Origin of the sequence: Candidatus Borrarchaeum sp. (genome assembly GCF_019058535.1) — an archaeon.
GTDB lineage: Archaea > Asgardarchaeota > Sifarchaeia > Borrarchaeales > Borrarchaeaceae > Borrarchaeum > Borrarchaeum weybense.
Genome location: NZ_JAHPYX010000066.1, coordinates 21,463 through 31,764, shown reverse-complemented (window position 1 = coordinate 31,764; position 10,302 = coordinate 21,463). Strand labels below are relative to the sequence as shown.

12 protein-coding genes are annotated in these 10,302 nt (G+C 34.7%); 10 read left to right on the top strand and 2 right to left on the bottom strand.

All coding sequences use genetic code 11. The features are described 5' to 3' along the window. On the bottom strand, window positions 1-572 hold a 572-nt coding region (locus tag QVB70_RS03655), incomplete at its 3' end, for a DUF523 domain-containing protein (RefSeq protein WP_287583493.1). A gap of 175 nt (window positions 573-747) precedes the next feature. On the opposite strand from QVB70_RS03655, the gene QVB70_RS03650 reads away from it, so the two are divergent. The 3 genes from QVB70_RS03650 to QVB70_RS03640 all read left to right on the top strand — a co-directional run bounded on the left by QVB70_RS03650 (window position 748) and on the right by QVB70_RS03640 (window position 3,267). Further along, a complete protein-coding gene (locus QVB70_RS03650; protein WP_287583491.1) occupies window positions 748-2,025 on the top strand; it encodes a TIGR04013 family B12-binding domain/radical SAM domain-containing protein in 1,278 nt (425 codons plus the stop codon). 28 nt (window positions 2,026-2,053) lie between these two features. Next, window positions 2,054-2,509, top strand: coding sequence for a YbaN family protein (locus tag QVB70_RS03645; RefSeq protein WP_287583489.1), 456 nt, complete (start codon window positions 2,054-2,056; stop codon window positions 2,507-2,509). Window positions 2,510-2,736: 227 nt separating this feature from the next. Beyond that, the gene (locus QVB70_RS03640) at window positions 2,737-3,267 is read left to right on the top strand and encodes a Rab family GTPase (RefSeq protein WP_287583487.1); all 531 of its coding nucleotides are present in this window, start codon (window positions 2,737-2,739) and stop codon (window positions 3,265-3,267) included. A gap of 97 nt (window positions 3,268-3,364) precedes the next feature. Here QVB70_RS03640 and QVB70_RS03635 read toward each other — a convergent pair whose 3' ends face one another. Then, on the bottom strand, window positions 3,365-3,802 hold the full coding sequence (locus QVB70_RS03635; RefSeq protein ID WP_287583486.1) for a hypothetical protein: 438 nt from the start codon (window positions 3,800-3,802) through the stop codon (window positions 3,365-3,367). Window positions 3,803-3,895: 93 nt separating this feature from the next. On the opposite strand from QVB70_RS03635, the gene QVB70_RS03630 reads away from it, so the two are divergent. The 7 genes from QVB70_RS03630 (at window position 3,896) to QVB70_RS03600 (ending at window position 10,138) form a co-directional block, all read left to right on the top strand. After that, window positions 3,896-4,444, top strand: coding sequence for a PadR family transcriptional regulator (locus tag QVB70_RS03630; protein WP_287583484.1), 549 nt, complete (start codon window positions 3,896-3,898; stop codon window positions 4,442-4,444). Between the two features lie 15 nt (window positions 4,445-4,459). Next, the gene (locus QVB70_RS03625; RefSeq protein WP_287583482.1) at window positions 4,460-5,086 is read left to right on the top strand and encodes a GyrI-like domain-containing protein; all 627 of its coding nucleotides are present in this window, start codon (window positions 4,460-4,462) and stop codon (window positions 5,084-5,086) included. Window positions 5,087-5,114: 28 nt separating this feature from the next. Beyond that, window positions 5,115-5,534, top strand: a complete 420-nt coding sequence (locus QVB70_RS03620; protein ID WP_287583480.1) for a DUF3795 domain-containing protein — start codon at window positions 5,115-5,117, stop codon at window positions 5,532-5,534. A gap of 84 nt (window positions 5,535-5,618) precedes the next feature. After that, entirely contained in the window at window positions 5,619-7,031 is a 1,413-nt protein-coding gene (locus QVB70_RS03615; RefSeq protein ID WP_287583478.1) for an MFS transporter, read from the top strand. A gap of 204 nt (window positions 7,032-7,235) precedes the next feature. Continuing rightward, a complete protein-coding gene (locus QVB70_RS03610) occupies window positions 7,236-8,081 on the top strand; it encodes a hypothetical protein (protein WP_287583476.1) in 846 nt (281 codons plus the stop codon). A 299-nt stretch (window positions 8,082-8,380) separates the two neighbouring features. Then, window positions 8,381-9,229, top strand: a complete 849-nt coding sequence (locus QVB70_RS03605) for a hypothetical protein (protein ID WP_287583474.1) — start codon at window positions 8,381-8,383, stop codon at window positions 9,227-9,229. A 111-nt stretch (window positions 9,230-9,340) separates the two neighbouring features. Next, complete coding sequence (locus QVB70_RS03600; RefSeq protein ID WP_287583472.1) at window positions 9,341-10,138, top strand: 4Fe-4S dicluster domain-containing protein; 798 nt, start codon at window positions 9,341-9,343, stop codon at window positions 10,136-10,138. The last annotated feature ends 164 nt before the right edge of the window (window positions 10,139-10,302 follow it).

Sequence of the window (10,302 nt, the reverse complement as noted above, 5' to 3'; positions counted from 1 at the left end):
TTCTTGAAGTTACGTTTCACAAAATCTTCTATTTTATTGACTTTTTGGCCTTCACGAAAACAAGCGCGGGTAAAAAGTTTTTTTAGAAAATCTTGTCTTATTTTGCTGTCTTTTAGTTGACATTCATCATTTATCGCTAAATCAGGAAAAATTTCAAGAACTCTTCTACCAAAAAAGCCTGAATTATTAGAACTTATTGGATCTGTTGTTTCTAAGCTTGGATATATCTTTACATCATTAATACCACACGAAGGAGAGCGGCTTTTTAAGATAAAACCATCAATTTCATCCAAGGAGGACAAAAATAAGTCTGTAAATTTAATCATCTTTTCTGTTAAATCATTTCCACTTGCAGGCTGTATAAGTTTCTCTTCACCATTCATGGAGACAATTTGTATCGGATCACGAGGGATTCCTAGGCCAATTTCAACCTCTGGACACACGGGAATGAAATTTACATACGGTTCAAGTTTTTTAATATTGTCCGCTTGAATTATTTCAGCATTCCATCGGCATGCGGCAAATCCGAGACATTTACTAACAACTATATTAGGTCTTGTAAACTCTCGCAATTGAACTCCCTACCTGAAGTTGAATATTATTTTATTGTAGATTCGATTACTATGGTTCTATAGATAAATTTATTTCAATAAAAACGTCCAACTAGACCAAAAAACAAAACGCTGTTTGCATTAACCAAATTATCCAAACTCTGTTTTCGCTGTTAAGAGAAAAGGATGATTAATTATGGAAAAAAACATAGCTTTAGTGCTGTATTATAACAAACAGACTAGGTTCAGTTTCAATGCTTTAGTTGGAGCACTAGAAACAGATGAGTATTTTGATAATTTACCAATCTATTTCATTAGCCGCGAAAATGAACTAATCTCAGGATTAGGGACTATAATCAATAAACATGAAGAAGTGATCGTTGGAATTTCATTTTGTACACCTCAACTTTGGGAAACTTATAGACTGATTAGGGATTTGAGAGAAAAATACAAAAATAAACCACTATTCATAACAGGAGGTCCTCATCCAACAGGAGATCCAATAGGAACGCTTAGAATGGGATTTGATGTAGTCATAAGAGGAGAAGGGGAAGAAACCCTAATTGAACTTCTTAAGAAGATAGATAACAATGAAACTTATAGTACTGTCAAAGGAATAGCCTTTTTAGACGACGAAGGTGAATACTGCTATACTGGTCGAAGACCTCCTATCGATTTAGATAGATACCCACCTTTTGCTGTCAAACATAATCGATTCGGCTATATCGAAATAACGAGAGGCTGCCCCTATTTCTGCTATTTCTGTCAAACACCTTATTTATTTGGAGGGCAAATAAGACATCGAAGTATAGAAGTAATTTGTAAGTATGTTCAAATTATGAAAAATCGAAACCTTACATTTCTTAGATTCATTGCACCGAGTGCGTTTTCCTACGGCTCACTAGATGGAAAAAAATTAAACATTTCAAGATTAGAAAGATTGCTCAGTGATGTTAGTGAAATTTTTGATTCAGGAAAAGTTTTCTTAGGATCTTTTCCATCAGAAGTCCGACCAAAGCATGTAACCGAGGAAACCATAGATTTAGTTTTAAAATATGCACATAACGACAACTTAATTATCGGTGCACAATCCGGAAGTCAAAGGGTATTAGATTTGTGTCATAGAGGTCATACTGTTGAAGATGTATATAATTCTGTTGAACTGACATTAAAAAAAGGTCTTAATGCTAATGTAGACTTTGTCTTTGGATTACCTGAAGAAAATGAAGAAGATATTGAATTAACAATAAAGGTTATGAGCGATTTAGTAAAAATGGAGGCAAGAATTCATGCACATACATTTATGCCCTTACCTTCAACACCTTTCAAGAACGCACCAGCAGGAAAAATAGACAAAAATATTAGAAAAATGATAAAAAAACTGATTTCAAAAGACATTATCTATGGTAATTGGAGAGAACAAGAAAAAGTCGCTGAGAAAATTGCAACGTACTTCAAAACAGGTAAACTATAGTGTTCAATGTTGAAATGATGGTGGAACAATGGATAAAAGCGAAGAAAAGGATATCAATGATGCCAATATAACTATTACTTTTCGACAGAAACTGTTCAAAGGTGCATTGGTAGTTACCGGAACTCTTTCTTTAGCACTGGGGATTATTGGAATTTTTATACCGCTTTTGCCTACTACGCCTTTTCTCCTGCTTGCTGCATATTGTTATGCAAGGAGTTCAAAGAAACTATACAATTGGTTAATAAGCAATAAATGGTTTGGTAGCTATATTAGAAATTATTACGAAGGAAAAGGTATTCCTCTAAAAGCAAAATTATTGTCTATAACATTCTTATGGCTTACCATAGGATTTTCAACTTATTTCATTGTTAACGATTTGATAGTACGGATAATCTTAGTTATAATAGCCATCGGGGTTACTATACATATTCTGACCATTAAAACATTAAAAGAAGAACGATTTGAAGCAGATAAAGATAATTAGATTGTAAATACACAGAATTTACGGCGTTTTCTAAAAAGATCGTTGCATATATTACAGAAATTGTTGAGATTTCTCTCAGAAAATATATAATATTGTTTGAAAGCTGGTTAATTAGAGAAATATTGATAAAGAATATATGAAACTTCTTCAGCTGACTGCAGCTTATAATTGAGTTTAAATAAAAAATCGATGTTAAACTTATAGAATTGCTTTATTTGGGAATTTCAATGACAGCGGATTATCTCTTCAAAATGATTGTCGTCGGGGACGGCGCAGTAGGAAAAACAACGTTAACACAAAAACTTATCACAGGAAAATTTCAGACAAAATACAAAATGACATTAGGTGTAGACCTTTCGGTAAAATTTCTCAAAATAAAGCAGACAACAGTAAAACTGCAGATCTGGGATACTGGAGGTCAGGAGCGCTTTCAATATGTGAGTCCAATTTATTATCGAGGGGCGCTTGGGGCTCTCTGCTGCTACGATATTACAAAAAGAGCATCCTTCGAGAATGTTCCAAAGTGGATTAGAAATGTTGAGAATTATTGCGGAAATATTCCAAAAATTTTAGTTGCAACAAAGCAGGATCTTGAGGAATTCAGGGTTGTTACAGAGGAAGAAGGACGCAATTTTGCGATGGAAAGGGATTTATACTTCTTTGAAACGTCTTCGAAAAGTGGATTCAATTTGAAAAAACCTTTTTTTGCATTAACAAAACAGATTATTAATAACGTGATACCAGCTAAGCCAATATAGCCTGTATTTTAAAACCTATCGCATGTAAGAGCTTATTTTGTCAAGAAACGGTCATCAAATGTTTTCCTAGAGAAGAGAGATTGTTTTTCAGAGTCCATCATTGGCTTACACTTCTTTGAAATGCGTCTCGAATTTCATTGAACTTATTCAGATTGTATTTTTTTCCGAATTCCATCGTTTTCAAAAATGGCATTGCTTTTAGTGCGTCTTCATCCCATTTCTGTGCATTGTGAAATGATTCGCATTCGGGATCGTGGCATTCTTCGAAAGTATTGCATTCTAAGCAGATTGTATCAACTTCAGTTTTTCCATCAATATATGTGAACTCATAATCTGGATTTTCAAAAAGAAATCTAATTGTATCTCTACCATGCAATATCAATTTCTCAGTATATTTGATTTCCCCTTCTTGTTCTCTCCATTTAACTATATATTCTTCATTGGGGAGATAATAGTGATCAGTATTTTCCTGAATGTCATGTAATCCCCAAACGTGATGTGGCCTTAATTTTATTTCTCTTTGTTCTGGTGACATGTTTTAATACATTGTCTATTGATGAAGATAAAGTTAATATTCTAGTACTATAATATATATTCTAAAATTAGAATATGAAAAATCGGAATATAAATGACCAAAATAACCAATCGTGAAACAGCTATACTTGGATTACTGGCAGAAAAATCTCGTTATGGCTACGAAATTGAGAAAGTAATAGAGGAAAGAGGATATCGTGCTTGGACTGAAATAGGTTTTTCGAGCATCTATTATTTGTTGAATAAACTCGAAGATAAAGGTCTAATTGGCAGCAAGATGATGGATATCGAGGGTAAACCGTCTAGGAGGGTTTATAGTCTAACAAAAAAGGGTAATTCAGTTTTACAAAAAAAAGTCAGAGTATTACTATCAGAACCCGCAAAATTAATCTCTCCTCTTGACCTTGGTATTGCTCATATCCCAATTTTAAAACCTGATGTAGTTGTTGAGTGCTTAAAGAAGTATATAAAATCTTTAGATCAAAGTATTGACTTCATTGAAAAAGCACACTATCAACATGAAGAAAATAATTCTCCTTATTTTGTAACTGCACTTTTTAGCAGACCTTTAGCATATTTAAAAACAGAAAAGTTGTGGCTTGAATTATTTGTCAAATTTATAGAAGAAGATATTATAAAATGAAAGGAGGTAAAACTTATGGCAAAAAAAGACTTAAAGAAAGAACTAAAACATTTATACTTTCCATCAACAAAAGAATGCGTCTTTGTTGACGTTCCTGAAATGAATTTTTTAATGTTAGACGGTGAAGGCGATCCTAATACTGCTCAAGAATACAAGGTGGCAATTGAAGCACTTTATAGTGTTAGTTACACCGTCAAGTTTATGGTGAAAAAGAAAAAACCAGCACAAGACTACGTCGTAATGCCACTGGAAGGTCTTTGGTGGTCTAACAACATGAAAGATTTTCTGGTCGGTAATAAAGATGCGTGGAAATGGACTGCAATGATCGTACAGCCTTCACAAGTGACAAAAACTTTAATCAAGGAAGCTATCGAACAAGTTAAGGAAAAAAAGAATCCACCAGCTCTTCCTAAGCTTAGATTTGAGAGTTTTCAAGAAGGATTATCCGCACAAATAATGCATATCGGTCATTATTCTGCCGAAGGACCAACAATAGAGAAACTGCACAAGTTCATTCGAAATAATGACTGCGAGTTTGATGGCTTAATAGAAAAACACCACGAAATATATTTATCAGATCCAAGGCGAACTCCAGAAGAAAAATGGAAGACGGTAATAAGACAGCCTGTCAAGTCAAAATAACAATAGCAAACTACAATGGCTGATTGCTATGAAGCACGAACTCGAAGATTTAGCAGCCCCCTGTGGAGTATACTGTGGTGCTTGTCCATCGTTCTATAAAGGAACTTGTTATGGCTGTAGTTCTGATGATAGAACTCAGAAACGCACCAGTAAGTGGGGTTGCAAAATTCGACGCTGTTGTATTGATGAACACAAATTTGATTCTTGTAATCAATGTAGTGAGTTACCGTGTACGCTGATCACTCGTCTCCAAAAATCTCACCTAGGTGACAAAAAGTTTAGGTATCGAGAAGAGATAGTTGATAATCTCAAAAGAATTAAGGAAATCGGTGAAATAAACTGGTTGAAAGAACAACTGAATAAATATTGTTGTCCAAAATGTGGAGGGCTAGTCGCATTTTATTTATACGAATGTCGTGACTGCGGATACAAAATGGATTTAGAATAACTTAAAAAAGCCAATGGATGAATTTTAGTTTTTTAATAACTTAAATAGCAAGACATATAAGTCGGTCATAAGTGATCGACCGTTATGAATGATGATGAAATCAAGAAGTATGCGTTAATTGTAGCTACTATGGCAGGATTCCTTACACCCTTCATGGGTTCGGCTGTTAACATTGCTCTTCCCACAATTGCCAATGAGTATGGAATGGATGCTGTGTTATTAAGTTGGGTTGCTACAGCTTACCTTTTGGCAGCTGCAATTTTTTTGGTCTCAATTGGAAGAATAGCTGATATTTACGGAAGAAAAAAGGTGTTCAGTATTGGTATATTCATTTACACACTTTCTGCCATCCTTTCAGCGAATTCACCATCTGGAGAATGGCTTGTTGCCTTTCGTTTTATAGAGGGCTTTGGCGCTTCAATGATCTTCGGCACAGGCGTCGCAATTTTGACTTCAGTATTCCCTCCAGGAGAGCGAGGTAAAGCATTGGGAATTAATGTGGCCGCTGTTTATTTTGGACTTTCTGTTGGTCCATTCTTAGGCGGATTTCTAACCCAACAGTTCGGATGGAGAAGCGTATTTCTTTCAAACGTGCCTCTAGGCGCAATAACACTTATTTTTATTTTCTGGAAATTTAAAGGGAAAGAATGGGCAGAAGCAGAGGGAGAAAAATTCGATTATACTGGTTCTATACTTTGGAGCGTTATGCTTATAGCGATTATGTATGGACTTTCTTTGTTGCCAGCGATAATGGGGGCATGGTTAATTTTAGCAGGCTTTTTAGGACTTACTCTTTTTATTTTCTGGGAATTGAAGGTGGAACATCCTATTTTGGATGTAACTCTATTTAGAACAAACAGAGTCTTTACTTTCTCTAATATGGCTGCGTTGATTAATTATAGTGCAACATTTGCTGTAGGTTTTCTTTTAAGTTTATATTTACAGTACATAAAAAATTTTAGCCCTCTAAATGCGGGTATGATTCTATTGGCACAACCAGTTATGCAAGCAATTTTTTCACCATTTGCTGGCAAGCTTTCTGACAGAATTGAACCGCGTATCGTTGCCTCAAGTGGTATGACATTGATCGTCGTAGGACTTTCAATATTCGCTTTTATTCTATCAGAAACAACAGCATTGGAGTTTATCATAGCGAGTTTATGTCTCCTTGGCTTAGGCTTTGCGTTATTTTCATCTCCCAATACAAATGCAATTATGAGCTCAGTCGAGAAGAAATGTTACGGTGTAGCTTCTGGAATGGTTGGAACGATGCGTCTGATTGGGCAACTGCTCAGCATGGCAACAGCAATGCTATTGTTTAACTTATTCATCGGACGAGTTCAAATAACTCCTGAAAATTATCCACTCTTCTTAATGAGTGTGCAAGTAGCATTTATCATCTTCGTCATCCTTTGTATTGTGGGTGTTTTTGCATCGCTCGTGAGAGGAAAATTAAGAGACGAAGAGTTAACGGAATGTAAACTGCCAGGAAATTAATTTTAGCACGCTTATTATCAGTAAAATTGAGCTTATCGTAAGAAGCGAGACTATCAGAAGTTTAGAAGTTACAGTTACATTCGAATATTCCTTTTTTAAGGGACAACTTTTTTATTAAACCATGATAAGTATACTAGTAAGCAGGGATAGGGCGTTTAATACGGAAAAAGTCTTAAAAATACTTAATTTTGTCATGTGAGCACTATGATTCATAATGTGTGGATTCTAGAGAAAAGTGGAAGGCTTCTGTTTCACGATAAACTAGGTTCTATCGAGACGGAAGAAGATTTGCTATCAGGATTTTTATCTGCTATATATTCGTTTGCTGAGACGGAAATAGGTGGTCTTGGTATAGAAAGCATGGAAATGGGAGACTATAATATGATTTATTGCCTTTCACACGGACTTCTTTTTGTTATGGCAGCGGATAAGACAGATAGTTCATCTAGCCTTAAAGCACAGATTGATTTAATAAGGGATAGTTTTATAGACGAATTTCCTGGTCTCAAAGAAAATCATGAGGACTTTCTCAGGAATTGGCTTGGAGATCGAGATAAATTCAAAAAATTTATGTTTCCTTTGAGGGATTTAATAGGCTCTTGGGTAGAGGTCGAAGCTACGACATCTATTGCTGAAAAAATGGACTTTTTAGAGGTTTTTCAGCAGATTTTTTCAAGGATAGCAAAAATTAGCTTTCCATATTTTAGAGAGATGTCAATTAAAGCAAATTTAGAGCTCAAGTTAATGGAAATAATAAAAGCTCATAAGAGTGTTTTAAACATAGAAGAACTTTCAAGTATATATGATAGTGAAAAGACCTTTCTTGATGTGTTATCTGTAAATGTCTTTAATCCTGAATTAACTGTTTCAACACTGAAGCTAACACTTTTAGATTTATGCAAAACGATACTAGATGTTCTCCAGGAATACATGGGAAAGAAAAGTTTTGGTGAAGAATTTCGAACTCATGTCTTCCCATACGTTAAACAAGATTGGGATAGAATACGCGAATTGGAGCTTGATAAGTTTTTCATTAATTACGTCATGTGAGCTATTTCATGCTAAACGGTAGGGGTTTCCTTGATGGAGACTTGTAAACAATTTTAATGCACACTAAATATCTTGTACACCAAAGTATCACAATATTCAATATTTTGTATTATTAAAATGCATTCTCATTCGACTAAGAGCTAAAAAGAAATTTAAATTGCGATAAAAGAATCTTATGTCTTCAATTTATGAGTTCTATTGAGTTAAATACAAATACACTAAGTATAGCAAATAGCCTTTTTTGTCGTGAGCGAAAAACACAAATATTAATAGGGTTATACTCGCTATGGGGAGGACCCATGATCCAAAATGTCTGGATACTCGAAAAAGAAACTGGAAGACCAGTATTTCATAAAAGATTTGGATCTATTGAAGCACAAGATGTTCTGTTATCTGGTTTTTTGTCCGCAGTTTATACCTTTGCAGAAAGTGAAATAAGTGGTTTCGGTATAGAAAGTATGGAAATGGGAGAATACATTTTTGTCTATTGTTTCAGTCATAACTTACTTTTTGTTTTAGCAGCAGACAAAGAAGACAAGAGATCAAATCTTAAAATGCAGGTAGACTATATAAAAAGTTCATTTCTGCAGGAATTTCCTTTTGTGGTGAAAGGAGGTAGGGAGTTCTGGTTGAATTGGAGCGGTGAACAAACAATATTTCAAAAATTCAACGATATCATTGAAGATTTAATACACTCATGGATGGATGTTAAGATTACAACTTCAATTGCTGAAAAAATGGATATATTGGAAGTATTTCAACAGCTTTTTTCTAGAATCGCTAAAATGACTTTCCCTCTTTTCAAAAAAGGAAAAATTAAGCAAAAACTTGAGGATCAATTAAAAGAAACGATAGAGTATCATAAGCATATTCTAAATGTGGAAGAACTTTCGCAAATTTTTGACATAAAAGAGACTTTTTTAGATGTCTTGAGTGTAAATGTTTTTAATCCAGAATTAAGTGCTGAAACTGTAAAGGCAACCATTCATGATTTATGTAAATCTACATTGGTTGTTCTTGAAGAGTATCTGGGAAGTAAGAAGTATTCTGAAGAATTTAAAAAGCATATTCATCCCTATCTAAAACAAGATTGGAATCGAATACGAGATTTAGGACTTGATAAGTTTTTTATAGATTATCTCCCGTGAAACGCATTTAATTAATATCATTATTTTTCTTAGCGTATTTCTGCCTTCATGCGCAGTCTTTTAAAGATGACAGTGGTATATTCAAACGATGATTTGATTTGAGGTGTTTCAATGAAAGTAAAAAGAAAAATCATCACAATTGATGAAGAATTGTGTACTGGTTGTGGCGAATGCATACCCAATTGCGCCGAGCAGGCTTTAGAACTAGTTGATACACCTAATGGGCTTAAAGCCAGGCTAGTAAAAGAGTTTTACTGTGATGGACTTGGTGCCTGTCTTGGTGCCTGTCCCACTGGAGCGTTGATAATTGAGGAAAAAGAAGTAGAGGCTTACAATGAAGATGCGGTAATCGCTCGAATAAAAGAATTGACGCCTGAGATGCTAGAATCACATAAACAGCATATGGAAGAACATGCACACGAATTACCTGCACTACAATTACAAAAAACTGAAACAGGAGGAGGATGTGGTGGTTGTCCTTCAGTACAGATGCTTCAATGGGATAAAGAGGAGACTGCCCCTAAAGAAACAGTGAAACTGGAAAGCCAGCTACGACAATGGCCTGTACAGATACATTTAGTTCCGCCATCTGCGCCATATTTTAAGAATGCAGACTTAGCAATAATTGCAGATTGTGTTCCATTTTCTTATGGCAATTTTCATCAGGATTTTGTAAAGGGTAACGCAATCGCAGTTGGTTGTCCAAAACTTGATGATGCCAATGCTTATGTGATGAAATTAGCACAAATAATTCAGACATCAACTCCTAAAAGCATAACAATTGTGAAGATGGAAGTTCCTTGCTGCTCAGGTCTTGTAAGAGTTGTAGAACAAGCAATGAAAGAGGCAGGTAGTAGCATTCCGTTTGAAACAGTAACCATTAACATAAATGGTGAAATACTAAATTAAATGTTTGAGCACTATAAAAGTCTGGGCTCTGTGAAAATCTTTTATTTTTTTGTTTTTTAGAATCTAATGTCAGATTAAAAGAATGTTGTTTCCTATCTTTAGGAAAATTTATTCTTTAGAAAGAACATGCTTTCCTATTTTTAAGGCGATCTTTTTATAATCTT